We start from the raw sequence: 23,159 nt of genomic DNA, 5'->3' as shown, positions 1-23,159 counted from the left end.
CCGGCGCGCAGCCAATACCACATTTCGTATTGTCGTGGAATGCTACCACGCAGCATTCGACATCGATGCCCGATAGTGGCACACTGTCATTATGCCGTCACAGAAGCGAACTTGCGGTGGACGCGCCTTGACGGCTGCGATCGAGGAAACCATGAAAGGGAGAACCAATCATGTCTCTTGCATCCCATCTTGATGAGCTGCAGCGGAAACACGGCGACATCGAACGCGAAATCGATGATGCGATGAACCATCCATCGGTCGACGACCTCGAAATCGTGAATCTCAAGCGGCGCAAGCTGGCACTCAAGGACGAGATTGAAAAACTGAAGGCGAAACCGACCAAGCACTGACGCTCTTCTACAGCGCCGCGCGTCCTTTGGACGCGCAAAGGACGCTGGAGTACTCCTGATTTGGCGCATGATCCCACCGAAAATCGATTTTGATTTTCGGTCATGCGCAGGGGTAACTGCGCCGCTTTGGCGCGCGACATCTTTTCCGGTGGCAACCAACGCCGCCGGAGCGTTCTTTTATTTTGTTGCAGCGACATGGACAGGAAAGATGGCTTGCCACCGTCTTCCTGTTATCGATTTGGCAGGTCTGCCTGCCTGTCGCCATTGACAAGCCATCTTTGCTCCTCCACCTCATGCCGGGACCTTCTACAGCGCCGCGCGTCCTTTCGGACGCGTAAACGACGCTGTATTTTGATTTTTGCGCATCATTCTTTCCGGAATTCGGGGTGATGGGCTAACAAAGGGCAACCGGCCATGACCGGATATTTTTCCTCTCCCTTCCCGCGCCGCACCTCGGTCGGTGTCGATGTCGGCGGCGTGATGGTCGGCGGGGGTGCCCCTGTCGTCGTCCAGTCGATGACCAACACCGACACCGCCGATGTCGACCAGACAGTCGCTCAAGTTGCGGCGCTGCATCGCGCCGGCTCCGAGATCGTGCGCATCACCGTAGACCGCGACGAGAGTGCTGCCGCCGTGCCCGCCATCCGCGAGCGGCTCGGACGGCTCGGCATCAACGTGCCGCTGGTCGGCGATTTCCACTATATCGGCCACAAGCTGCTTGCCGACCATCCGGCTTGCGCCGAGGCGCTGGCCAAATACCGCATCAATCCCGGCAATGTCGGCTTCAAGGACAAGAAGGACCGGCAGTTCGCGGCGATCGTCGAGATGGCGATCCGGTACGACAAGCCGGTGCGTATCGGCGTCAACTGGGGGTCGCTCGACCAGGAGCTTTTGACCCGGCTGATGGACGACAACCAGCGGCAGGGCTTTCCGCTGACCGCGCAGGAAGTAACGCGCGAGGCGATCGTGCAGTCGGCGATCCTATCGGCCGAAATGGCCGAGGAGATCGGCCTTGGCCGCGAGAAGATCATCCTGTCGGCCAAGGTCAGCGGCGTGCAGGATCTGATCGCGGTCTACACCGAGCTTGCCACCCGCTCCAACCACGCGCTGCATCTCGGCCTCACCGAGGCCGGCATGGGTTCGAAAGGCATCGTCGCCTCGTCCGCAGCGATGGGCATCCTGCTCCAGCAAGGCATTGGCGACACGATCCGCATCTCGCTGACCCCGGAGCCGAACGGCGACCGCACGCGCGAGGTGCAAGTGTCGCAAGAACTGCTGCAGACCATGGGGTTCCGGCAGTTCGTGCCGATCGTCGCCGCCTGCCCCGGCTGTGGCCGCACGACCTCTACCGTGTTCCAGGAACTCGCCCAGAATATCCAGGCGGATCTGCGCAGGAACATGCCGGTGTGGCGTGAAAAATATCCCGGCGTCGAGAACCTCAAGGTCGCGGTGATGGGTTGCATCGTCAACGGTCCGGGTGAATCCAAGCATGCCGATATCGGCATTTCGCTGCCCGGCACCGGCGAGACGCCGACGGCGCCGGTATTCGTCAACGGCAGCAAGGCGGCGACGCTGCGCGGCCCTTCGATTGCCGCCGACTTCGAAAAAATGGTCGCCGATTATATCGAGCAGCGGTTTGGGCAACCTGGCAAGGCTGCGGCGGAGTAGGTCGATGCGGGGCTTCCCGTGGGCGACGCCGATTTTGCTTGGATTGGTTTTGCTTGGCGGGCTGGGCTGGGCGACAGCCGCCCACGCCGATCCGCCGCGCCCCGCCAAGCAGCGGCTGCTCGACCGTGTTTGCAACTTGATCGAGGCCCATGCGGATCAAAACGGCCTGCCCAAGGATTTCTTTGCCCGGCTGATCTGGAAGGAAAGCCGCTTCGATCCCAACGCGGTCAGTCCGGTCGGCGCCGAAGGCATAGCCCAGTTCATGCCGGGTACCGCCAAGATACGCGGTCTCGCCAATTCCTTCGATATCGAACAGGCCATCCCCGCCTCGGCAAAATATCTTGCCGAGATGAAAACCGGCTTCGGCAATCTGGGCCTGGCGGCCGCCGCCTACAATGCCGGTGAAAGCCGGGTTTCGCGCTGGCTGAGTTCCGGTGGCTTCCTGCCGATGGAGACCGAAGACTACGTTCTGGATATCATGGGCGAGCCGGCCGACAGGTTCACCGACATCGCCTATGCCGGCATCATCCAGCCGCTCGACAAGAAAGCGAGCTTCGCGGTCGCCTGCCGCAAGCTGCCGGTCATCAAGTCCCAAACCGTGGCCATGGCGTCGATCAACATCAAGCCGTGGGGCGTGCAGGTGGCCGGCAATTTCCGCCGCGCCGCCGCGCTCAATCAATGGAATGGTGTGAAGCGCCGGTTTCCGGCCTTGCTTGGCGGCCATAATCCGGTAGTCAGCCGGGTGCGCTCGCCGATCGGCAGGCGCGGCATCTATGCGGTCCGGATCGGCGCCGACTCCAAAGCCAAGGCCGACAAGATCTGCCAGAAACTGCAAAGCGTCGGCGGTGCATGCATTGTGGTGCGGAATCGGTAGGGTTACCGACTGATTGGCCGCCAAACCGCCGAAGCTGTGCTTTCATTTCACGAATTCTGCTGATCCATGGCTCGAGCTATAGGCCCATGATGACCGACCGTCTCTACAGCGATCCCGATCTCGTCCAGCTTTACGATATCGAAAACGAAGGCGGCGTGGACTTCGACAATTGCCTCGGCTTTGCCAAGAATGCGGGCTCGGTTCTCGACCTCGGCTGCGGCACCGGACAATTGGCCGCCGCGCTCGCCGACCGGCGCAGCGTGACCGGCGTCGATCCGGCGCCGGCGATGCTCGATATCGCCCGCCGCAGAGCCGGCGGGCAGAGGGTCGACTGGGTCGAGGCCGATGCGCGAAACGTCCGGCTCGGACGACGCTTCGATCTGGTGCTTTTGACCGGGCACGCCTTCCAGGTGTTTCTCACGCCAGAAGATCGAGAGGCGGTACTTCGCACGATCGCCGCTCATCTGGCTCCCGATGGGCGCCTCATCTTCGACACGCGAAATCCAGCCACGGAGGAATGGCTCGAGTGGACGCCGGAACGGTCGCAACGGGAACTCAGTCATCCCGGATTGGGCACGGTAAGAGCGTGGAACGATTTCCGGCACGATCCCGCTACCGGTGTCGTCACTTACTCGACCCATTACGAAATTCCCGACAGCGGACGGGTGCTCAGCGCCGAATCGAAAATAGCCTTCCCGACAAAGGAAAGCCTTGCGCAGATGCTGGACCAGACCGGGCTGGTCGTCGAAGAATGGCTCGGCAGCTGGCGTGGCGAGCCATACGCTCCGACATCGCCCGAAATCATTCCGATCGGCCGGCTGCGCTAGCCCGGACGTTGCTCCTTGAGCGGTTCCTCATTTTTTGCCGTGACCGAATGAGCACGCGGACAATCCGAAGGCATAACCGGCCAATTGCGGCGCTGCGCTGGCGACGTGCCCACCGATGCAGTTCGTGAGCATCGCGCAGGTTTGGCTGTTCTGAACTCATCGCACTCTCTGCCAGTATTTTTGGATGCTGAGGAGGAAATTATATTATGTAGTGCGTGCGCCGATAATCGGTGATAAATTCCGATTATCTGTGACGAAATGGAATAGATGACATGGACCGGCAAGAAACGATGGGTGTGTTCCTGTCGGTTGTTGAGGAAGGCGACTTCTCGGCGGCGGCGCGCCGGCTGCGGATGACCCCCTCGGCCGTCAGCAAAATCGTAGGTCGCCTGGAATCCCGCCTCGGCGTGCGCTTGCTGCAGCGCTCGACGCGGCGCATCAGCTTGACGGCGGAAGGCAGCACCTATGCCGACAGCGCTCGCCGTATCCTGAGCGACATCAAAGAGGCTGAAATCGCGATTCAACCCGGCGCAGAACCGCGCGGCCGGCTGCGCGTCAGTCTTCCGAGCGCCTTCGGCCATCTTGTGATCGTGCCGTTGTTGCCGGCTTTCATCGATCGCTACCCGGCTATTGAGCTCGAGCTGATGTTTACAGATGCGATCATTGACCTGTTGGCTGAGGAGACGGATGTCGCCGTGCGTGTTGCCGCCCAGAGCGATTCCAGGCTGGTGATGCGGCGGCTGGCGCCCAATCACCGTGTCATTTGCGCGTCAGCTCGGTATCTCGAAAAACACGGCACACCGATGACGCCAGGCGACCTTCAACATCATACATGTCTCGGCATCACATCACGCGGCGGCCTCAACATCTGGGAATTCGATGGCCCGGACGGTCCGCAAAGCATGCGTATCCGCAGCCCGATAGAGGCCAACAGCACCGAAGCCCTGCGCCGGCTGGCGCTCGCCGGTGTCGGCATCATCCGCATGTCGGAGATATTGGTCGGGCCGGACATCAGGGTAGGCAGGCTGACCGCATTGCTCACCGGATACAATCATCATGACGGACCGCCAATCTGCGCTGTTTATCCGCCTGGTCGAATTCTGTCGCCGCGTGTGCGCGTGTTCGTGGATTTTCTGGCCGAACAGTTCACCAACCCTCCTTGGCTACACGGCGCGCCGTAAGACGTCGGGAGTACAGTTGGAACAGCGTCAGCTGTTGCGGGCCGCCACGAATTTCGCTGCCTGCTTCAGAAGCACGGCGTGTTCGCCATAGGGATGAAGCAAGGCGTGGGCCTGATCGACGAGGCCTTGAAGCTGGTCGCGCGCCCAGTTGGCGCCGTGCAGTTCCACCAGCGTCGCCTTGCCGGCGGCGGCATCCTTGCCGGTCGCCTTGCCCATCTGGTGCGCATCCGCCGTCAGATCGAGCAGGTCGTCGGCAAGTTGAAAAGCAAGTCCGATCGCCGAGCCGAACTCCGCCAGTCTCTCACGGTCGGCCGCTGCCGCGCCGGCAAGGATTGCGCCCGCCTCGCAGGCGAAGCGGATCAACGCGCCGGTCTTCATCGCCTGAAGCCGGATGATGCCGGCTTCGTCCGGCCTGATACGCTCGGCTTCGAGATCGAGCATCTGGCCGCCGACCATGCCGCCGGCTCCGGCGGCGCGGGCCAGCGCCAGCACCAGCGCCGCCCGTCGCTCGGCCGGCAGCATCGTCGCTTCGTCGGCAATGATGTCGAAGGCGAGCGCCAGCAAGGCGTCGCCGGCGAGGATGGCGGTCGCCTCGTCGAAGGCCTTGTGCACGGTCGGCTGGCCGCGGCGCAAATCGTCGTCGTCCATGGCCGGCAGATCGTCATGGATCAGCGAATAGCAATGCACGCATTCGAGCGCGGCCGCTACGCGCAGCGCCGCCTCGCCGTCGGCGGAAAACAGCGCGGCGCTTTCCATGACCAGGAAAGGGCGCAGGCGCTTGCCGCCGTTCAGCACGCCGTGGCGCATCGCCTCCATCAGACGCTGCGGCCGCGCGATCTCGCCTGAAAGCGGGCGGTCGCCGAGCAACTGCCTGAGCAGCGCCTCGATCGGCCCTGTGCGTGCGACAAGCGCTGCCTCGAACGGTATTTGATCGTCTTTCGTCATGCCGGGGACGGGTAGCCGACACTCAGACGTTGCGCAAGAAGCCAAGCGCCATTATGCCGGGGCAGGGAGCAGCATGGATTGAGCGGCTTGGCGGAACCGATCGTCGATCACGAAACCGAAGGGCTGGACATGGTGAGGCCGAAACGCGGCAACCGCATCGGTCTCAAACGTTGGCCCCGGCACTGGGTCCGGCGCGGTATCACTGTCGCCGTCGTGCTGGCGCTGATGCCAGTGGTGCTGACCTTTCTCTATCTGCCGCCGTTCGTGCATCCGGTATCAACACTGATGCTGAAGGATTTGGCGATGTTTTCCGGCTATGACCGACGCTGGATCTCGATCGACGATGTGGCGCCGGCGCTTGCGAATTCGGTCATCATGTCGGAGGACGGGCAGTTCTGTTTCCATCGCGGCATCGACCTTGGCGAGTTGAGGGGCGTCGTCGACGACGCGCTGGCCGGCGAGATGACGCGCGGCGCATCGACCATTACCATGCAGACCGTGAAGAACCTTTATCTGTGGTCGCGGCCGCTGGGCTCGGTCCGGAAAGTCGTCGAGCTGCCGCTGGCGGTCTATGTCGACATGGTGATGTCGAAACGGCGCATCATGGAAATCTATCTCAATATCGCCGAATGGGGGCCAGGCATCTATGGCATCGAGGCCGCCGCCCAGCATCATTTCGGAGTTTCGGCAAAACGATTGTCGCGTCGCCAGGCGGCACTGCTTGCCGTCACCTTGCCGAACCCGATCGCACGCAACCCGGCGAAGCCCGGACCGGGGCTGAGGCGGCTGGCGGCGCTGATCGAGCGGCGCGCGGGTCGGTCCGGCGCCTATGTAGGCTGTCTGCGATAGCTTAAAAAAAATTGCGACGGCGCTGGCCAAAACGGCGCAGGGCGTGTATAGGCACCCGACTTTCTCAGATTCCGGCCCTGAAGCGGCCCTTTCACGAGGGCAGCCGGGGCATTTTGACCATGTAGTGGAGCATATCCATGGCCGTACCGAAACGAAAAACCTCTCCGTCGAAGCGCGGCATGCGCCGTTCGGCCGACGCCTTGAAGGCCCCGACATATGTCGAGGACAAGAATTCCGGCGAGATGCGCCGCCCGCATCATATCGACATGAAGACCGGCATGTATCGCGGTCGCCAGGTTCTGGAACCGAAGGAAAGCTGAAACAGCTTTCGACGGTTTGTGACTATCGAAGGACCGGCCATTGCGCCGGTCTTTTTGCATTGTGCGCAGATGATCGCCCACCAGTTCATTTTCGAACAGCCCAGCAGCCATGCCGGGTGGCAGCCGGGCCGGCTGGCACTGTTATTTCGCACGGTCTTTGTCCGTGTTCGCGGTCATGTGCGAAATTTCTTGACGGCGAACGCCCAGCGCATACTAGAGAAGGTTGTCCAACCGGAGCCGCCTGATGTTCGGTGCCATCCCGCTGCTGATCGTGCCCTTCGTCCTCTATAATCTCGGGCTTCTGGGAATATTCGGCGGCGGCGACGACCCCTGGGCAAGCGAAATGTTCTCGATCCGCATGATGTCGGGCGGGGTGTTCTCGATGACGCTCGGCGATCTGATCGTGCTGATCGGGCTGATCCTCTTCTTCATCGAAATCGTGAAATCGACGCGCACGTCAAACGCTTCGGTCATGGACCACCTGTTGTCGACCTTCGTCTTCGTGGCGTTCCTGGTCGAGTTCCTGCTGGTGAAGGGTGCGGCGCACTCGGTCTTCTTCACGCTGATGGTCATCGCACTGGTCGACGTCCTGGCCGGTTTCTCGGTGTCGATGCGGGCGGCCACTCGTGACATAAACGTGAACTAGAGGCCCGGCCTTAGCCTGGATCGGCGGTGAAGCCAGCCGTCTTGATGCCCGCGGTGGCGGCTTTGAATCAGCGCATGATCCTTTCCGGAAACCGATTCCGGCTTCCAGTGTCATGCTCAAGGAACCAGCTCTATTTTTTCTTGGCGCGCGGCTTCTTTGCCGGAGCAGCCGGCGCATTGGCGAGATCTTCCGCTTCCTTGGCGAGGCGCAGCGCCCTCAGTTTGTTGGTCTTTATTTGGCGGGCGTCGCTCTCGGCGACATATTCCGCCATCGCCTTCTGACGAACCGTGGCTGCCTCTTCCTGCTTCTTGAAACGCAAATCGGCCCGCGCGCGGGCAGTATCCTTAGAGTTCTCAACCAAGGGCTTTTCCAATCCCGTAAATTATAGCTTTCAATCCCTTTAATAGCAGAGCCGGCTTGCGATGGGGAAAATAAGTTGGTCAGGCGCCAGGGTCGCACCCGGCGCCCGGCGCCTTTCGGGCGACAACCGCCTCGTATCCAGCCTGCAAACTCGCACGCACGGTGGCATCCGGCGGCGTGTCGGAAGGTGTGCCCAGATGTTCGTGGCGCAGCTCGTCCATGAACTTTTCCCACATCGGCGGGCCGCCCTTTTCCAGAAGCTCGGCGCGGATCGAGAGTTCCTCGCTGACCGGCAGCCAGACGCGACCCCAGGCGCCGAGATGCGCCAGGATCGGCACCAGCGTTATCGCCATTTCGGTCAGGCTGTAGATCGCCTTCTGCTTGTGGGTGGGGTCGTCGGCCCTGGTCAGCATGCCGAGTTCCATCAGCCGCTTCAGACGATCGGCGAGGATGTTGGAAGCGATGCGTTCCAGCGATCCGTTGAGCAGGTCGCGAAAGTGGCGTTTGCCGCCGAAAATCATGTCGCGAAGAATGATCAGGCTCCACCGGTCGCCAAACACTTCAAGCGACAGGTTGATCGGGCACCCAGACCGACGATCGATGCTCATGCGATTCTCCAACAGAAACCGGTTGCATTATCATATCAGTTTTATTATCGTGCAACTGATTGCAAAATGCAATCAGTTTAGAGAGGAGGAGACTGCAATGATGATGAAGGCTGCGGAACCAGAAATCGCGTCGCAGACGTTTGGCGACCCCACGCACCCATCGGTGCTGCTGATCATGGGCGCCATGGCTTCTATGCTCTGGTGGCCGGAGGCGTTCTGCTGGACACTGGCCGGCAAGGGTCTGTTCGTGATCCGCTATGACAATCGCGATACCGGCCGTTCGATCAAATATGCGCCGGGCGAGCCGCCGTACACATTCGATGACATGGCAGACGACGCCATCCGCGTTCTCGACGGCCATGGCGTCGCGAAAGCGCATGTGGTCGGCATGTCGATGGGCGGCATGATCGCGCAGCTTGTGGCGCTGAAACATCCATCACGGGTCGTCTCGCTTACGGCGATCAGCACTTCTCCTGTAGGAATCGACACGTCGCATCTGCCTGGCACGACCGAGGCCTATATGAAGCATTCGGCCGAAGGCGCGAAGGTCGACTGGTCTGACCGAGCCCAGGTGGTCGACTTCATCGTCAAGGACGCGCATGCGATCGCAGGCACCGCGCATCCATTCGACGAGAAGCGAACGAGGGCTTTCGTCGAACAGGACTACGAGCGGTCCGGCGGTTTTCTAAGCGCGACCAATCATTTCATGCTCAAGGGCGGGGAGGACTGGAAGGGGCGGCTGGGTCAAATGACGGCGCCGCTCCTCGTTATCCACGGCACCGAGGATCCGATCTTTCCGGTCGAGCATGGCGCCGCTCTTGCCGAAGCAGTTGCCGGCGCGAGGCTTGTCCGCATTGAAGGCGGCGGCCACGAACTCCATCCCGACGATTGGGCCGCGATCGTTGATGCCATCGTCGCCCATAGCCAAGCCCAGATAAGCGCGGAGCCGGACCTCGACACACCATCGGCAATAGTTAAGTAATCGCTTTAGTGTTGAGCTCTGTAAGCCATGCAGCGGCGAACCATCAAGGGAACGAGCAAAACGATGTCCTTGACGATGCATCTCCATCCGCTGGCCTCCTTCTGCTGGAAGCCGCTGATCGCGCTCTATGAGAACGGCACGCCGTTCACGTCGGTCGTCGTCGATCTCGGCAATGAACAGTCGCGCGCGGCGTTCCTGAAATTGTCGCCGGCGGGCAAGATGCCGGTGCTGCGCGATGAAGCGCTGGACCGGACGGTGCCGGAATCGACGATCGTCATCGAATATCTCAACGCGTATTATCCCGGCCCGGTCGAGCTGATCCCTGCCGATATCGATCTCGCCCGCCAGACCCGCCTCGCGGACCGCTTCTATGACTTTTACGTGCAGCACCCGATGCAGAAGATCGTCGGCGACCGCCTGCGGCCGGAAGGCAAGACCGATCCGTTCGGCGTTGAGGAGGCTCGCGCCCAGCTGCGCAGCGCCTACGCCATCATCGAACAGGACATGCAGTCGAGGACATGGGCGATGGGCGAGGCCTTCACGATGGCCGATTGCGCCGCCGCCCCGGCATTGTTCTACGCCAACAAGGTCGAGCCGTTCGGCGACAAATATCTGGCGGTGAGACGCTACCACGACCGCTTGCTGCAACGCCCGTCTGTCGCCCGCGTGATCGAGGAAGCGCAGCCCTATTTCAAGCTCTTCCCCTACAACAACGGCTAAGCCCGATGCTGCAGGATACCGCCAAACTCGACCTGATGTTCCGGGCGCTCGCCGACCCGGCCCGGCGGCACATGGTGGAGCGGCTGTCGTGCGGCCCCGCCTCGGTAAGCCAGTTGGCCGAGCCGCTGGCGATGTCGCTGTCGGCGGTCGTCCAGCACCTGAACGTGCTCGAGGCGAGCGGTCTCGTCTGCACCGAAAAGCTCGGCCGGGTGCGCACCTGCCAGATCGAGCCGAAGGCGCTGAGGACCGCCGAACACTGGATCAACGAACGGCGCCTGGCCTGGGAACAGCGGCTCGACCGACTCGGCGCCTTTCTCGCGGAAACCAACGACGAAACCGAAGGAAACTGAGGAGGCCACCATGAGCGAACGCTCCGTCGTCCATTCGACCATAGTGCTCGAACGCAGCTACGACGCTTCGCCGGCGCGGGTGTTCGCCGCCTGGTCCGATCCCGCCGCATTGCAGCGCTGGGGCTCGCCCGGCGAGGAGTGGGAAAGCAGCATTGACTGCTTCGAGTTCCAGGTGGGCGGCATTGCGCTCAGCCGTTTCGGACCGAAGGGTGGCGAGAGTTATGTGAACGAGACGCGCTACCTCGACATCGTCCGCGACCAGCGCATCGTCTCGGCTGGTGGCATGACCAGCAGCGGCCAGCGGTTGTTTGTCGGCCTGCTGACGGTTGAATTCAGTCCAGAAGGCACAGGCTGCCGGCTGGCGATGACCGAGCAAGGCGCCTTTCTTGACCGCCATGATCAGCACGAAAACCATCAGGCTGGCTGGAGCCAGATGCTCGACAACCTGCGGGTGGAATGCGCGTGAGCGCCGCAGCCTGAGCCAAAGACCAGCAGAATCGGGAGGATAGTATGAAACTCTACTGCGGCATTGGTCCGAATTCCTACCGCGTTCGCATCTTCATGGCTGAGAAAGGCATCGACGTTCCGCGGGTTGAAGTCGACCTGACAAAAGGCGAGCACAAGACGCTGCAATTCCTTCAGCTCAACTCACTGGGCCAGATTCCCGTGCTCGTGCTCGACGACGGGACGGTGATCACCGAAAGCATCGCCATCTGCCGCTATCTGGAGGCGCTTCATCCAACGCCGGCACTGTTCGGCTCAGACGCGGTCAGCCAAGGCAAGGTCGAGATGTGGAACCGCCGCGCCGAGATCGAGATCTTCGGAACGATCGGCAGCATTGCCCAGCATTCCGATCCCATGTTTGCGGAGCGGCTCGTGCAGTTCCCGGCTTTCGCCGAAACGCAGCGCGAGGCCGTTCCGGCAAAGTGGGCGTGGCTTGACCGCGAGATCGTCGATGGCCGCCCGTTCATCGCCGGCGACCGGTACTCCGTCGCCGACATCACCGCCGCCGTCGCAGCGTGGCTTGGCGCCTTCTTCGGAGCCGACATCCCGGACTCGCTCGTCAATGTCCATCATTGGCTCGACCGTGTTCAGAAACGTCCAAGTTGGAACGCTTAGGCCGATGCCCGACACTGTTTCATGGGACGATATGCGGCTCAACGCCAAGCACCTGAATCCTAAGGAGCTTTCGCCATGCCTGTCAAAAGCAGAACGGACCTGGTCCGCAGTTACTTCACTTCGCCGCCTACCGGGCCAACGACCGCAGCGTCATCGAGGCGGTGCTGACAGACGATTTCACCTTCACCTGCCCCTATGACGACGCCATCGACCGCGCGACCTACTTCGCGCACTGCTGCCCGAACAGCACGATCGCCGTCGAGAGGATTTGCGAGGACGGCAACGGTGCTTTCGTTCTCTATCGCTGCGAAAGGCTCGACGGCAAGGTCTTCCGCAACACCGAATTGCATTCGTTCCAGGACGGTAGGCTGCACAGCGTCGAGGTCTCGGCGCTACCTACAAGGACAGCGTTTTCATCCCGCAACAACCATTGAGCTAGCTCATCGGCCTGCCAAGGAGGTATGACGGAGCAGTGTGCCTTTCTCGACAGCCATGATGATCTCGGCACCCGTAAGCAAGCATGGCACGGGCGAGCTGCTCGACGCGCCTGGTGCGCTACTGGCAAAGATGCGACGGCGCATCTCAGTTTCCGGGCGAGCCAAGCTGCTCTGCATCCCAGAACTGGTCGAGCCAGATGTTGAGCTTCCGGAAGCCGGCATTGCTGACCGTATAGACGCGCCTTGTCCCTTCCGGCTTGGCGTTGACCAGTCCGGCATCGAGCAGCACCTTTAGATGCTGCGAAACAGCCGGGCGCGAGACCGGCAACCCGGCGGCCAGTTCGTTGACGGTCTTCGGGCCGCGCCGGAGCTCTTCCAAAAGATGGCGCCGGTTGGGATCGGCAATCGCCATGAAGGCGTCAGAAAACATCATGCCTTATTTGTGGGGCAAAGTTTTCTAAATCTCAACCGTTGGTTTCAGGCTTTCTGCGCGGATCGAGCCGCAATGCTTCCGGCGTGATCGAGCGCTCGGCCGGTTGCGTCTTGAAGGCGTCGCGGTCTTCGATCGGCACCGGCGCGCGCCGGCTGATGCGCAGCAGCGTATAGCCCGCCAGGCAAAGGTGCGCGAAGGCCGTCGCAAGGAACAGTCCTTCCGGCCGCATCCAGCCCATCAGGCCGGCGGCCAGCAGCGGCCCGATCATCGTGCCGAAACCATAGAGCAGCAGCAGGCCGCCCGACACCTTGACGAAATCCTCCGCCCGGGCGTGGTCGTTGGCATGGGCCACGGCGATCGAATACAGCGTATAGGCAAAAGCGCCGTAGGCGGCGGTGCAGACGATGACGAAGACGCCGGAGCGCGGCTCGAACAGGAAGACCGCGACGGCGAACAGCGCCGCGCCGAAGGCCAGGCCCGCCAGCACAAAGCGGCGGTCGGTCTTGTCGGAGAGACGTCCGGCCGGAAGTTGCATGGCGGCACCGGCGACGACCACCAGGCTCATCATCAGCGCGATCTCGGCCGTGGAAATGCCGATGCGGGCACCATAGACGGCACCGAGCGTGCCCCAGGCGCCGTTAGCAATGCCGATCAAAACGCAGGCAATCGCCGACACCGGCGAATTGACATACAGCCCCTTGACGTCGAGCGAGACGTCCTGCAACGGCTTGGGGTGCGAAGCCGTCGACACCGCGGTCGGAATGAGCGACAGGCAGAACAGGATGCCGGTGATCATGAACAGCGAGGCCGACTTCACGTCGCCGCCGGCAACGATCATCTGGCCGCCCATGATCGAGGCATAGGTGACCATCATGTAGAGGCCGAAGACGGCGCCGCGGTTCTCGTTGGTGGACTTCTCGTTCAGCCAGCTTTCGATGACCATGAAGGCGCCGGCCATGGTAAAACCGGTGAAGGCGCGCAGCAGGATCCAGACATATTCGTCGATGATCAGTCCGGTGAGCAGTGCGACGATGGCTCCCGATGCCGCAAAGGCGCCGAAAGCGCGTACGTGACCGGCGCGGCGCACGATGCGCGGCGCAAAGAAGCAGCCGGTGACGAAGCCGCCGGCCCAGGCCGTGCCCATCAGGCCGAGCGATGCGGTCGAGAAACCTTCCAACTGGCCGCGCAGCGGCAACAGCAGCCCGTGCAGTCCGGTCGCCGCCAGCAGGAAAGCGGTGCCGCGAAGCAGCGAAAGGATCGGTCGGTAGCTTGCAAACATTTAGCTGATCCGGCTGGAATTTAGGGAGGATCTGAAGACAGTCGCATTCGAGCTTTTCGGCGGCGGGCGCTTCGGCTCTGGAAACTATTCGCGGCGGAACAGCGCCTCGGCTGCTGATTTGGTGGTGCTCTTGGTCTTGAGCTCGGCTTCGAGCCGGGCGATCTCGTCGCGCAAGATGCCGATCCGCTCAGACAGTTCGTCGACGGAGAGCAGCGACAGATCCTGCCCGATCTCATGCGGGCGGGCTTTCTTTTTGGGTTCGTCGTCGAAGATCGCCATCGTCGCTCCTCGCTCATGCGCAAAATTTGACTGCTACAGCGTCCTTTGCGCGTCCGATCCGACGCCCGGCGCTGCAGTGGCCATTTGCCTGATTTGGCAATCAGCATACATAGGGCAGGGGCACGGATGCAAATAGTCGGCAACAAACCGGCAGCTGGCAAGAAACTGGCGAAGCGAGACGGGAAAATTCATGGCGAGTGGACAGGACAAGATTCCGGCGACGATGACGGCCATTGCAATCTCGGAACCCGGTGGACCGCGGGTGCTGAAACCGGAAACGCGCGACGTGCCCGTGCCCGGTCCCGGCGAAATCCTGATCCGGGTGCGCGCTGCAGGTATCAACCGGCCGGATGTGCAGCAGCGCAAGGGCGTCTATCCGCCGCCGCCCGGTGCGTCGGACCTGCCGGGTCTCGAAGCGTCGGGCGAAGTTGCAGCTCTTGGCGACGAGATATCGCGCTGGCGCGTTGGCGACCGGGTCTGCGCGCTGACGCCCGGCGGCGGCTATGCCGAATATGTCAAGGTCCATGCCGGCAGCGTGCTGCCGCTGCCCGCCGGCTTTACCCACACCGAAGCAGCGGCGGTGCCGGAAAACTACTTCACCGTCTGGCATAATGTCTTCGAGCGCGGCGGCCTGAAGAGCGGCGAGACGCTGCTCGTCCATGGCGGCTCTTCCGGGATCGGCACCACGGCGATCCAACTCGCCTCGGTCTTCGGCGCCTATGTCATCACCACCGCCGGCAACCAGGAGAAGTGCGACGCCTGTCTTAAGCTTGGCGCCGACCGGGCGATCAACTACCGCGAGGAGGACTTCCTCGCGGCGGTCAAGGACGCGACCGGCGGCAAGGGCGCCAACGTCATCCTCGACATGGTCGGCGGCGACTATGTGGCGCGAAACTACGAGGCCGCGGCTGTGGAAGGCCGCATCGTCCAGATCGCCACGCAGAGCGGGGCGGTGGCAAGCGCCGATTTCTCGAAGATGATGGCCAAGCGGCTCACCCACACCGGCTCGATGCTGCGGCCGCGCACCGTCGAATTCAAGGCGGCAGTCGCCGCAGCACTGGAGGCGCAGGTGTGGCCGCTGCTCGGCACCCGCAAGGTAGCACCCGTCATGGACATGATCTTCCCGCTCAAGGAAGCGTGGCGGGCGCATGAGCGGATGGAGGAGGGCGAGCATATCGGCAAGATCGTCCTCGATGTCGGCTGACGGTCGGTGAACAAGCTGAACAAAAGCTTAATTGTGCAATGCAACAACGCATTGCGGCCATGCACAAGCGTCTGTTCAACTTTTCATCAACGATGCCTATTTGAGCGGCATCGAAACGATGGAGGACTACCATGAACCCGATCCGTGCTTTCCGTAACTGGCGCATGTACAATGAAACCGTGCGCGAACTGAACCGCCTGAACGCCCGTCAGCTCAACGACCTCGGCATCAACCGTGGTGACATCGAGAGGATCGCCCGCAAGGCGCTTTGATCTCGAGCGTGATCTCGCCCGAAAGCATCAAGCCGCTTTTTCGCGAAGTGGTGCTTCGGTCCGAGATCATGCTTTAGAAGCCAGAGCCGCAGCAGACGGGTTTCCGTCGCCGGTTCCGAGCCCGCTGGACCCTGTCCGGCGGGTTTTGTCGTTTTGAGGTCCGTCAAGCAGCGGCGGTTGCGTGTACCTGGCTCAATAGCCAAGTGCGGCGAAGCCGAGCGCCACCAGGGCTCCTCCCAGCACGATGTCCGCATGCTTTCGGAAACGACTGTAAAATCGTCGTGTCGCCGGTTGGGAAATGGAAAGGCCGAGAAGACCAAACCAGGCGATCGCAATGGCAAACACCAGTGCGACCACGGACAGGTGAGTTGCCCCACGAGCATTTAAATTCAGCGTGGAGGATGCGAAAAACAGCGCGGTGGCAGGATTTGCCACTGCCGTGACAAAGCCCAGCCGGAAGTATCGAGCGATTGGAACCGGCCTCGGCTCGTTGATGCCGGTCTTGATAGACTGCGCCCGCCGCATCGAATTCCAGCCGATGAAGACCAGCACTGCGCCGTATAGGCTGGCGGCCATCTGGTGTGCGATGCCCCCCGGCGGCAGCGCGCCGGCTCCCGTCGCGACGATAGCCGCCAACGAACTCGCGCCAAGGGCGATACCAGCGGCTGCCGAAAGCGCTGTGGCACGCGAAGCGGTTAGCCCGGCCTGCGCGACGACAGCAAAATTGGCGCCCGGCAGCATTGCCAACAGCGCATAGGAAATGGCGAACGGAAACAACCCCGCCGCGACAGCGTGCCCGGTTTCCAACATCGATCAGCCCACATCGGCGGCGGCCTGCTCTCCTGAAGGCAGCCGCTGCCGCCGAGGGCGAAATGTCTATGAAACATGTCCCTTCTAACAGTCGGCAAATGCCGACATGAGGACGTTTTTGTTGACGGATTATCGGCCGCGCCCGCTGAGCGGCTCACCGAAAGCACGGTGCCGAAGCCAAACCGGTTGATTTGACGCGTTTCGATCTCTCCCGCCAATCTCGCGAGTACCTTCCAAAACCGTTGCGAAACGGCAACGGAGTGGTTATATACGCAGCGAATTTCCCATTTTGGTGGCTCTAAAACCACCGCCCGCGCGGGAACGCGGGCGAACGAGAAGGATATTTTGCAAATGGCCAATACGCTGCTGATGCCCAAGGCGACCGCCGTCTGGCTGGTCGACAACACCGCGCTGTCCTTCGAGCAGATCGCGCAGTTCTGCGGGCTGCATCCGCTCGAGGTCAAGGCAATCGCCGATGGCGAGTCGGCGCAGGGCATCAAGGGCATGGACCCGATCATGACCGGCCAGCTGACCCGCGACGAGATCGCACGCGCCGAGAAGGACCCGAACCATCGGCTGAAACTGTCCGATCCCAAGGTGCGGGTGCCGGAATCCAAGCGCAAGGGTCCGCGCTACACGCCGCTGTCGAAGCGCCAGGACCGGCCCAACGCCATCCTCTGGCTGGTGCGTAACCATCCCGAGTTGAAGGACGCGCAGATCGCGCGCCTCGTCGGCACCACCAAGTCGACGATCGACCAGATCCGCGACAGAAAGCATTGGAACTCGGCCAATCTGCAGCCGATGGATCCGGTGACGCTGGGTCTCGCCTCGCAGATCGATCTCGACATGGAAGTCAACCGCGCCTCGCGAGGCCGCGAGCAGGCACAGCCGGCCGGCGACACGCTGCTGCCGGCGGCATTGACCGAGCGCCTGGTGCCGGCGCCGGAGAAGCCGAAGGACGAGGATGCGGAGCTCGACGCCAACGCCGTCTTCGCCAAGCTTTCGGCACTGAAGTCGAAGGACGAGGATAAGGACGACGAGAAGTGAGTCGGCCATAGCCGATCAATTACAAAAAGCCCGCCTCACGCGGGCTTTTTTCGATCTCGCGGTGTCAGGTTCGCGCGGCCCGGTCCGGCGCCATGCCGTAGTCTTCGCTGCGCTCCACCGCACGATAGAAATCGGCGAGCTGCTTGCCGCGCTCCGGCTTGAAGACGCGGCCGGCGATGACCACTGAAGCGATGCGGTCGATGCGGAAAGCGCGAAAATCGTCGCGCATCTCGCACCAGGCGACCAGCGTCCACACCTTGCCCCAGAACCACAGGCCCAATGGTCTGATGTCGCGCGCGGTGCTGCGGCCTGCTTCGTCGGAGTAGTCGATTGTCAGCACCTGGCGTTTTTCCACCGCGCGTTCGATCAGGTCGATTGCTTCGCGGGCGGCGTCGCTCACCACCCACATCGGCGTGTGGATCTCGGTGCGGGCGATGCGGTCTTTTTCGGCATCGGGCAGCACGGCGCCGATCTTGACCAGCGCCTCGTCGGCGGCCCGCGCCATCGCAGCGCCGCCAAACGCGCGCACCATGCGGGCACCGGCGACCAGCGCGACGATCTCGTCACGCGTGAACATCAGCGGCGGAAGGTCGAAACCCTCCCTCATCATGTAGCCGACGCCGGCCTCGCCGTCGATCGGCACGCCGGTCGACTGCAGGTCGGCGATGTCGCGGTAGATTGTTCGCTCGGAAACCTCGAGCCACGTGCCCAGCTTCTGGGCGGTGACCAGACGGCCACCGCGCAGATGCTGGACGATCTGGAAGAGCCTGTCGGCGCGGCGCATCGTATGGTCCCTCGGTGTTTATGATTTCAGCCCTTCGCACTTGCGCTGCGCGGCGACGAATGCCGCGCCGAAGGACAATTTCCCTGTTGTCGGCGTCTTTGCATCCAGCACCCGCCAGAACGGCGCGATGTCGCTCAGCGTCATGCCGCGTTCCAGATCCTCGTTGGCTGCCTCGGCGACAGTGCGCAGATGATAGCCGATGGTGACCGGACATGTCACTTCGGCGCCGTGCTCGTTGGCGAGCGCAGCGCGCAATGCGCGGACATCCATGTCAACGCCCCTTGGAATGGAGCGGATGAAATCATCGACCTGCCGTGCCGTGGGCACCAGCATCGGCTGGCCCTCGACAATGTCGCCAACAGTGCGCGGCGTCGGCTTGATACCGTTGATGCCTGGCGTGTTCAGCCTGTCGTTCCAGCTCTTTACCATGCGTCACCTAGACGAAGAGTCCAAAACTGTTGCCGTCCGGGTCGAGGCAATAGGCGAATGTGCCCGCCGGAATTGAGATCACAGGCGAGACGACCTGACCGCCGTTCTGCTTCACCCGTTCGATGGCATCCTCGATCGGCGCGGCAACCGACAGATGGATGGTCGGGCCGGTTCCCGGTGCTGCGGGTTTCCCGGGGTAGACGTGCCCGGAGGCCGTTCGGTCCTGCGCGGTGAACATGGCCATCGGGTTCGGGCCGCTCTCCTCCAGAATGAGATCGTTCTGAAGCACCGACCCATAGAAGGCGCGCGCCCGATCCATGTCGGTGACCGGGATCTCGAACCATGCCGAGGCTTTTGCCGGGATGAATGCCATGTCTGTCTCCTGATACTGTCGCACTATTGCACGCCGCTCCTGACACCATACTGTCAGGAGGCTTCAGCATATTCCCCTTCGGCATACTCCTTGGCGAACAGCGTACGCATCTGTGCGAGATCGCTGCTTCTCTGGGGATAGAGCGTCTTCAAATAGGCAAGAGCGAAGGTGCCGGGAGCCGAACCCGGCGCGGACACGATGCGGCCGTCGGCGACGGCATAGGGCACGTCCTGACAGTTCTGGGCACCCGGGTAACCCGGTTCCTTTTCATTGATCCAGTCACGGCCATTGCTGGTGTGTTTGGCCTTGTCGAACAGGCCGGCACGCGCAAGTGCCAGCGTTCCGGCGCAGATGCCGCCAACCACGCCGCCGCGCGCCGCAATCGCCGTCAGCAGTCCGGAGACATCAGGCGGGGCATCGACCCACTGGTCGGAGCCGATGACCGCGACGGCGTCGAGATCGGTGTTTTCATCAACCTCGGCGGAGCGGTCGGGCGCCAGCACAAATCCGCTGGCCGAGGTCACCGGCTTGCCGTTCGGGGTCAGCGACACCGCGCGTGCACCGAACCATTCGACCGCCGAAGCCGCCAGCAAGCCGTATTCCCAGTCGGCGAAGCGATCGATGAAAAGAACGCCGATGGTCTTCTGTTCGGACATTTCCTGCTCCGTCTTTCGGCCCGCCGACTTATTTATCTGGGCGCTGTGGCGTCCGCATCCAACTGCTGCCACGAAAAAATCGCCTCAATGGCCGCGGCCGTGGCGGCCTTCGTAATTATCCGGCCAACCGATGTCCTTGCGGATGCTCTGCGGCAAGCCATTCATGAAACGCCGGGTGCGGATTTCGTTGCGCATCGTCCTGATCTTGCCGACATAGTGCTGCACGCTGCGCAGAATGGTAAAACCGTTCATAGCTGGTCTCCTCTCTTTCGATGGAGACACTATCGCACACCCCTCCTGACAGCAGTCTGTCAGGAGGCTTGATGGCCTTGGTTATGCTGCCGGTTGTCTTCCCGATCTCGCCGGTGCGAGGCACGCCGGCCTGTTCATCGCATGTCCCTGTCAGAGTTGAGATCGTTCAGCTTGCAGCGACGGATTGTCGGAATTCGCATCCTTCTGCGATAGGGTCGGCGTTCTGATATTGAAGGAGAAAAATTTTCCAGAGATCACGGAGGACGACCATGGGCCTGCAACTGACGGGAATCCACCATTTAACCGCTATCACCGCGAATGCGCCGGAAAACCTTCGTTTCTACACCGGCACTTTGGGGCTGCGGCTGGTCAAGAAGACAGTCAATCAGGACGACACGTCAGCCTATCACCTTTTCTATGCCGACGCCGAGGCGACGCCTGGCACCGATCTTACCTTCTTCGATTGGCCGGTCGGACGCGAACGGCGCGGCACCAACAGCATCGTGCGGACCAGCCTGAGGGTCGCCAGCCCCGAAAGCCTTGCCTGGTGGAAGGAGCGCCTGGCCGGCGAGACCGTCGCGACGGGAGAGATCGGCGATGTTGGCGGCTACCCGTCGCTGGATTTCGAAGACCCAGAAGGCCAGCGCCTGCGTCTCGTCAGCGATGGCGGCAAGGGCTGCAGTCATCCCTGGGCTCAAAGCCCGGTCCCAGTCGAGCACCAGATACGCGGGCTCGGGCCCATCGTTATCAGCGTTCCCGACATCACCAACACTGAAACCGTGCTGACCAGGGTGATGAATATGCGCAAGGCGGGGGACTATGCCTCGCCGGATGGTCAGGGCCAGGTCCATGTCTTCGAAATGGGAGCAGGCGGCCCGGCGGCGGAGCTTCATGTCGCGGTGCAGCCAGGCCTTGCGCCGGCAAGGCAAGGCGCCGGCGCGGTCCACCACGTCGCATTCAGGGCGCCGGACCAGGAGATTTTGCACCAATGGACGGCGCGGTTGGCCGAGTTCCGCCTGCCGTCAAGCGGTGAGGTCGAACGATACTACTTCCGTTCGCTCTACTTCCGTGAGCCGAACGGCATATTGTTCGAGATTGCCACCGACGGCCCCGGGTTCACGGCCGACGAGCCACTGGAAACGCTGGGCGAAAGGCTGGCTTTGCCGCCATTCCTCGAACCGAAACGGGCTGCGATCGAGGCCGGTCTCAAGCCGCTGGCATAATACCTCTCAGCGTTATGGCGATCTGGTGCCAGCGGAGCACTTTGACAGCCGACCGCGATGCTGATCAAAAGCGGCATGTCGAAACTCCTCGCGCTCGTTATCGTCGCCATGATGGTCATTCAGCTGATCAAGCCGCTTGGCTGGCCGGGGCTGAAGCGGCGCAGCGATTTTTGGAAGCTGGCGGTGCTGGCGATGGCGGCGATTTCGATAACAGCGGCGCTGGGGCATTGGACGTAGGGCTGGCGGCCCGCTATGCGAGGCGTGGTTCCTTGGCCAGCACCAAGTCGACGAGATGTTCCGCCCAGGCCCGGTAGCCGGCTTCCGAGGCATGAAATCCGTCGGAGGCAAAACCGGCGTCGGCATCGGTGATCGGCAGGCGCGGCGCCGGCACCGCGCCGCGTTCGAGGCAGAGGCGCTCGCCCATCCGGTTCATCTCGGCGGCGCGGATCTCCAGGATTTTTCCGAGCAGCGGCGGCATTGCCGGTGCCCGGGTGAATTCCAGCACCGGCGACCACACCACGCGCGCCTCCGGCCATTTGGCGCGCAGCGCGTAGAGCAGGCCGCCAAAATCGCTCTTGAAGCGTGGCACCGAGTGAAAGTTCTTGGTGTCGTTGGTGCCGATGGCGAGCACGATATGCGTCCAAGGATCGGCCGACAGATTGGGCAGCACGTGGTCGCGGATCTGGCCTGAGGTCGCCGAGTTGAAGCCGGCTGCCCGCCAGCGCACCGCACGGCCAGTGCGTTTCGAGATCAGATCGGCCAGTTGCGCGGCCAGCCCGTACTCGGAATTGCCGATGCCGACCGAGGCGGCGGAAGAATCGCCAAGCATCAGAAGCGAGACCGCCGGCACCTGGCCTGATATCTCGTGCATGACCGGACCTTGCGCCGGCAGCATGCGGGTGGTGCGGCGGCGCACGCCGAGCCCCTGCCAGACATAGACCGGAAAGACGAGCCAGGTGAGGAGGGCTAGAAAGCGCTGCATCGCAAACCGTTAATGGGGCAAGTCCGTTTAAGGGCATAGCGAGCAGCACTTAGCGCATATCGGGCCAAAGGCGAAAGACCTTGCGTCGGCTGCCGGTCGTCAATGACAACAGGCGTCCTGCATTTCGGACCTGTCTGCGTATTCGTCATGCAGCCGCACCCAGTCCATCAGGCTGTGGTGGGGACCGGTCTCGTTGCGGCCCTTCGGCGTCAGGTCGAGATAGTGATAAGCGCCGATCAGCGGATCGCCGCCCCTGGAGCGCGACATGAAGGTCAGGAAGATGTCGCCGTTCTCATCCCTGTAGAACACGCTGGTGCCGGGAAGGTCCTTCGATTTCAGCGGGCGCTGCTCGAAATTGTAGGTCGTGTCGCCGGATGCGATCTGCTTGTCGGTGAAGGAAACCTGCATGTCGAAGTTGAAGTCCGAGGCGTAGGACGACACCCAGTCGAATTTCCAACCCATGCGCTGTTTGTAGGGCAGGAACTCGGCCAACGGCGCCCGCGAGATCACGACCAGCGACACATCGTGGTGCTTGAGGTGCTGGTTGGCGCCGTCGATGTGGTCGGCAAGGAAGGAACACCCTTCGCAACGGTAGTCGGCGCCCGGCCCGAACATGAAGTGGTAGACGATCAGCTGGCTTGCGCCGGCGAATAGTTCGGCCAGTTTCTTCGGCCCTTGTTCGGTCTCAAAGACATAGTCCTTCCGGATCTTCAACCAAGGCAATTCCCGCCGTTCGGCGGCGATGCTGTCGCGAAATCGCGTCAATTCCTTCTCACGCGCCAGATGCGCCTTGTGTGCCTGGAACCAGTCTTCCCGTGAAACAATCTTGTTGTTTGGCATCAGCCTGCTCCTCTTTGAGCCCTAAGGACGTTTGGGCTCAACGCGAGCCGACACGGCCCT

33 protein-coding genes are annotated in these 23,159 nt (G+C 62.2%); 19 read left to right on the top strand and 14 right to left on the bottom strand.

Going from position 1 to position 23,159, the window contains the following annotated elements; translation table 11 throughout:
• Positions 1 to 170: 170 nt before the first annotated feature.
• The 5 genes from AC0L3N_RS09155 to AC0L3N_RS09135 all read left to right on the top strand — a co-directional run bounded on the left by AC0L3N_RS09155 (position 171) and on the right by AC0L3N_RS09135 (position 4,900).
• Positions 171 to 350, top strand: coding sequence for a YdcH family protein (locus AC0L3N_RS09155; RefSeq protein ID WP_095495322.1), 180 nt, complete (start codon positions 171 to 173; stop codon positions 348 to 350).
• A 414-nt stretch (positions 351 to 764) separates the two neighbouring features.
• Positions 765 to 2,018 (top strand): flavodoxin-dependent (E)-4-hydroxy-3-methylbut-2-enyl-diphosphate synthase, encoded by a 1,254-nt coding sequence (gene ispG / locus AC0L3N_RS09150; RefSeq protein WP_473547195.1) that lies wholly within the window; start codon positions 765 to 767, stop codon positions 2,016 to 2,018.
• A 4-nt stretch (positions 2,019 to 2,022) separates the two neighbouring features.
• Positions 2,023 to 2,892, top strand: a complete 870-nt coding sequence (locus tag AC0L3N_RS09145) for a transglycosylase SLT domain-containing protein (RefSeq protein ID WP_473547193.1) — start codon at positions 2,023 to 2,025, stop codon at positions 2,890 to 2,892.
• An 89-nt stretch (positions 2,893 to 2,981) separates the two neighbouring features.
• A complete protein-coding gene (locus AC0L3N_RS09140) occupies positions 2,982 to 3,719 on the top strand; it encodes a class I SAM-dependent methyltransferase (RefSeq protein WP_473547287.1) in 738 nt (245 codons plus the stop codon).
• Between the two features lie 272 nt (positions 3,720 to 3,991).
• The gene (locus AC0L3N_RS09135; protein ID WP_473547191.1) at positions 3,992 to 4,900 is read left to right on the top strand and encodes a LysR family transcriptional regulator; all 909 of its coding nucleotides are present in this window, start codon (positions 3,992 to 3,994) and stop codon (positions 4,898 to 4,900) included.
• 27 nt (positions 4,901 to 4,927) lie between these two features.
• Here the strand turns inward: AC0L3N_RS09135 and AC0L3N_RS09130 are convergent, their stop codons facing one another.
• On the bottom strand, positions 4,928 to 5,845 hold the full coding sequence (locus AC0L3N_RS09130) for a polyprenyl synthetase family protein (protein WP_473547189.1): 918 nt from the start codon (positions 5,843 to 5,845) through the stop codon (positions 4,928 to 4,930).
• A gap of 78 nt (positions 5,846 to 5,923) precedes the next feature.
• Between AC0L3N_RS09130 and AC0L3N_RS09125 the strand changes: the two genes are divergently transcribed.
• The 3 genes from AC0L3N_RS09125 to AC0L3N_RS09115 all read left to right on the top strand — a co-directional run bounded on the left by AC0L3N_RS09125 (position 5,924) and on the right by AC0L3N_RS09115 (position 7,660).
• Positions 5,924 to 6,694, top strand: a complete 771-nt coding sequence (locus AC0L3N_RS09125; RefSeq protein WP_473547187.1) for a biosynthetic peptidoglycan transglycosylase — start codon at positions 5,924 to 5,926, stop codon at positions 6,692 to 6,694.
• 137 nt (positions 6,695 to 6,831) lie between these two features.
• Positions 6,832 to 7,014: a 50S ribosomal protein L32 gene (rpmF, locus tag AC0L3N_RS09120; protein WP_029348751.1), complete on the top strand. Its 183-nt coding sequence runs from the start codon at positions 6,832 to 6,834 to the stop codon at positions 7,012 to 7,014.
• 244 nt (positions 7,015 to 7,258) lie between these two features.
• Complete coding sequence (locus AC0L3N_RS09115) at positions 7,259 to 7,660, top strand: hypothetical protein (protein ID WP_095495317.1); 402 nt, start codon at positions 7,259 to 7,261, stop codon at positions 7,658 to 7,660.
• A gap of 130 nt (positions 7,661 to 7,790) precedes the next feature.
• Here AC0L3N_RS09115 and AC0L3N_RS09110 read toward each other — a convergent pair whose 3' ends face one another.
• Positions 7,791 to 8,021, bottom strand: a complete 231-nt coding sequence (locus tag AC0L3N_RS09110) for a hypothetical protein (protein WP_095495316.1) — start codon at positions 8,019 to 8,021, stop codon at positions 7,791 to 7,793.
• A 79-nt stretch (positions 8,022 to 8,100) separates the two neighbouring features.
• A complete protein-coding gene (locus AC0L3N_RS09105; protein ID WP_473547185.1) occupies positions 8,101 to 8,628 on the bottom strand; it encodes a winged helix-turn-helix transcriptional regulator in 528 nt (175 codons plus the stop codon).
• A gap of 100 nt (positions 8,629 to 8,728) precedes the next feature.
• Here AC0L3N_RS09105 and AC0L3N_RS09100 point away from each other — a divergent pair, with 100 nt between their 5' ends.
• The 6 genes from AC0L3N_RS09100 to AC0L3N_RS09075 all read left to right on the top strand — a co-directional run bounded on the left by AC0L3N_RS09100 (position 8,729) and on the right by AC0L3N_RS09075 (position 12,233).
• Complete coding sequence (locus AC0L3N_RS09100; RefSeq protein ID WP_473547285.1) at positions 8,729 to 9,610, top strand: alpha/beta fold hydrolase; 882 nt, start codon at positions 8,729 to 8,731, stop codon at positions 9,608 to 9,610.
• Between the two features lie 63 nt (positions 9,611 to 9,673).
• Positions 9,674 to 10,330 carry a glutathione S-transferase family protein gene (locus AC0L3N_RS09095; protein WP_473547183.1) on the top strand — a complete coding sequence of 219 codons (657 nt, stop codon included), beginning with the start codon at positions 9,674 to 9,676 and terminating at the stop codon, positions 10,328 to 10,330.
• Positions 10,331 to 10,335: 5 nt separating this feature from the next.
• Positions 10,336 to 10,680 (top strand): ArsR/SmtB family transcription factor, encoded by a 345-nt coding sequence (locus AC0L3N_RS09090; protein ID WP_473547181.1) that lies wholly within the window; start codon positions 10,336 to 10,338, stop codon positions 10,678 to 10,680.
• Between the two features lie 10 nt (positions 10,681 to 10,690).
• On the top strand, positions 10,691 to 11,146 hold the full coding sequence (locus AC0L3N_RS09085) for an SRPBCC family protein (protein ID WP_473547179.1): 456 nt from the start codon (positions 10,691 to 10,693) through the stop codon (positions 11,144 to 11,146).
• Between the two features lie 44 nt (positions 11,147 to 11,190).
• A complete protein-coding gene (locus AC0L3N_RS09080; RefSeq protein ID WP_473547177.1) occupies positions 11,191 to 11,799 on the top strand; it encodes a glutathione S-transferase family protein in 609 nt (202 codons plus the stop codon).
• Positions 11,800 to 11,960: 161 nt separating this feature from the next.
• Complete coding sequence (locus AC0L3N_RS09075; RefSeq protein WP_473547175.1) at positions 11,961 to 12,233, top strand: hypothetical protein; 273 nt, start codon at positions 11,961 to 11,963, stop codon at positions 12,231 to 12,233.
• A gap of 148 nt (positions 12,234 to 12,381) precedes the next feature.
• On the opposite strand, the gene AC0L3N_RS09070 is transcribed toward AC0L3N_RS09075, so the two are convergent.
• The 3 genes from AC0L3N_RS09070 to AC0L3N_RS09060 form a co-directional block, all read right to left on the bottom strand.
• Positions 12,382 to 12,669, bottom strand: coding sequence for an ArsR/SmtB family transcription factor (locus tag AC0L3N_RS09070; RefSeq protein WP_473547173.1), 288 nt, complete (start codon positions 12,667 to 12,669; stop codon positions 12,382 to 12,384).
• 31 nt (positions 12,670 to 12,700) lie between these two features.
• Positions 12,701 to 13,948: an MFS transporter gene (locus AC0L3N_RS09065; protein ID WP_473547171.1), complete on the bottom strand. Its 1,248-nt coding sequence runs from the start codon at positions 13,946 to 13,948 to the stop codon at positions 12,701 to 12,703.
• Positions 13,949 to 14,032: 84 nt separating this feature from the next.
• Complete coding sequence (locus tag AC0L3N_RS09060; RefSeq protein WP_202365646.1) at positions 14,033 to 14,227, bottom strand: DUF1192 domain-containing protein; 195 nt, start codon at positions 14,225 to 14,227, stop codon at positions 14,033 to 14,035.
• A gap of 190 nt (positions 14,228 to 14,417) precedes the next feature.
• Here AC0L3N_RS09060 and AC0L3N_RS09055 point away from each other — a divergent pair, with 190 nt between their 5' ends.
• Positions 14,418 to 15,431: an NAD(P)H-quinone oxidoreductase gene (locus AC0L3N_RS09055; RefSeq protein WP_473547169.1), complete on the top strand. Its 1,014-nt coding sequence runs from the start codon at positions 14,418 to 14,420 to the stop codon at positions 15,429 to 15,431.
• Positions 15,432 to 15,562: 131 nt separating this feature from the next.
• Positions 15,563 to 15,703 (top strand): DUF1127 domain-containing protein, encoded by a 141-nt coding sequence (locus AC0L3N_RS09050; protein WP_065011316.1) that lies wholly within the window; start codon positions 15,563 to 15,565, stop codon positions 15,701 to 15,703.
• 192 nt (positions 15,704 to 15,895) lie between these two features.
• On the opposite strand, the gene AC0L3N_RS09045 is transcribed toward AC0L3N_RS09050, so the two are convergent.
• Positions 15,896 to 16,444, bottom strand: coding sequence for a LysE family transporter (locus AC0L3N_RS09045; protein WP_473547167.1), 549 nt, complete (start codon positions 16,442 to 16,444; stop codon positions 15,896 to 15,898).
• A gap of 420 nt (positions 16,445 to 16,864) precedes the next feature.
• Here AC0L3N_RS09045 and AC0L3N_RS09040 point away from each other — a divergent pair, with 420 nt between their 5' ends.
• A complete protein-coding gene (locus AC0L3N_RS09040; protein ID WP_473547165.1) occupies positions 16,865 to 17,560 on the top strand; it encodes a DUF1013 domain-containing protein in 696 nt (231 codons plus the stop codon).
• Positions 17,561 to 17,624: 64 nt separating this feature from the next.
• Here AC0L3N_RS09040 and AC0L3N_RS09035 read toward each other — a convergent pair whose 3' ends face one another.
• The 5 genes from AC0L3N_RS09035 to AC0L3N_RS09015 form a co-directional block, all read right to left on the bottom strand.
• Complete coding sequence (locus AC0L3N_RS09035) at positions 17,625 to 18,344, bottom strand: helix-turn-helix transcriptional regulator (protein ID WP_095487267.1); 720 nt, start codon at positions 18,342 to 18,344, stop codon at positions 17,625 to 17,627.
• Between the two features lie 18 nt (positions 18,345 to 18,362).
• Positions 18,363 to 18,773, bottom strand: coding sequence for a hypothetical protein (locus AC0L3N_RS09030; RefSeq protein WP_473547164.1), 411 nt, complete (start codon positions 18,771 to 18,773; stop codon positions 18,363 to 18,365).
• A gap of 7 nt (positions 18,774 to 18,780) precedes the next feature.
• Positions 18,781 to 19,146 carry a VOC family protein gene (locus AC0L3N_RS09025; RefSeq protein ID WP_473547162.1) on the bottom strand — a complete coding sequence of 122 codons (366 nt, stop codon included), beginning with the start codon at positions 19,144 to 19,146 and terminating at the stop codon, positions 18,781 to 18,783.
• Positions 19,147 to 19,199: 53 nt separating this feature from the next.
• Positions 19,200 to 19,802, bottom strand: coding sequence for a DJ-1/PfpI family protein (locus AC0L3N_RS09020; RefSeq protein ID WP_473547160.1), 603 nt, complete (start codon positions 19,800 to 19,802; stop codon positions 19,200 to 19,202).
• 84 nt (positions 19,803 to 19,886) lie between these two features.
• The gene (locus AC0L3N_RS09015; RefSeq protein ID WP_082982284.1) at positions 19,887 to 20,054 is read right to left on the bottom strand and encodes a hypothetical protein; all 168 of its coding nucleotides are present in this window, start codon (positions 20,052 to 20,054) and stop codon (positions 19,887 to 19,889) included.
• 269 nt (positions 20,055 to 20,323) lie between these two features.
• Here AC0L3N_RS09015 and AC0L3N_RS09010 point away from each other — a divergent pair, with 269 nt between their 5' ends.
• Together AC0L3N_RS09010 and AC0L3N_RS09005 are read left to right on the top strand one after the other, a co-directional pair.
• On the top strand, positions 20,324 to 21,277 hold the full coding sequence (locus AC0L3N_RS09010) for a ring-cleaving dioxygenase (RefSeq protein ID WP_473547158.1): 954 nt from the start codon (positions 20,324 to 20,326) through the stop codon (positions 21,275 to 21,277).
• A 57-nt stretch (positions 21,278 to 21,334) separates the two neighbouring features.
• Positions 21,335 to 21,514: a hypothetical protein gene (locus AC0L3N_RS09005; protein ID WP_292213750.1), complete on the top strand. Its 180-nt coding sequence runs from the start codon at positions 21,335 to 21,337 to the stop codon at positions 21,512 to 21,514.
• 13 nt (positions 21,515 to 21,527) lie between these two features.
• Here AC0L3N_RS09005 and AC0L3N_RS09000 read toward each other — a convergent pair whose 3' ends face one another.
• Both AC0L3N_RS09000 and AC0L3N_RS08995 read right to left on the bottom strand, forming a co-directional pair.
• Positions 21,528 to 22,259 (bottom strand): SGNH/GDSL hydrolase family protein, encoded by a 732-nt coding sequence (locus AC0L3N_RS09000; RefSeq protein WP_473547156.1) that lies wholly within the window; start codon positions 22,257 to 22,259, stop codon positions 21,528 to 21,530.
• A 99-nt stretch (positions 22,260 to 22,358) separates the two neighbouring features.
• Entirely contained in the window at positions 22,359 to 23,099 is a 741-nt protein-coding gene (locus tag AC0L3N_RS08995) for a DUF899 domain-containing protein (RefSeq protein ID WP_473547154.1), read from the bottom strand.
• Positions 23,100 to 23,159 lie beyond the last annotated feature (60 nt).

The organism is Mesorhizobium sp. WSM4807 (assembly GCF_055811615.1).
Note: the sequence above shows the minus strand (reverse complement) of the source record. Positions and strands in the feature narration are given on the sequence as shown.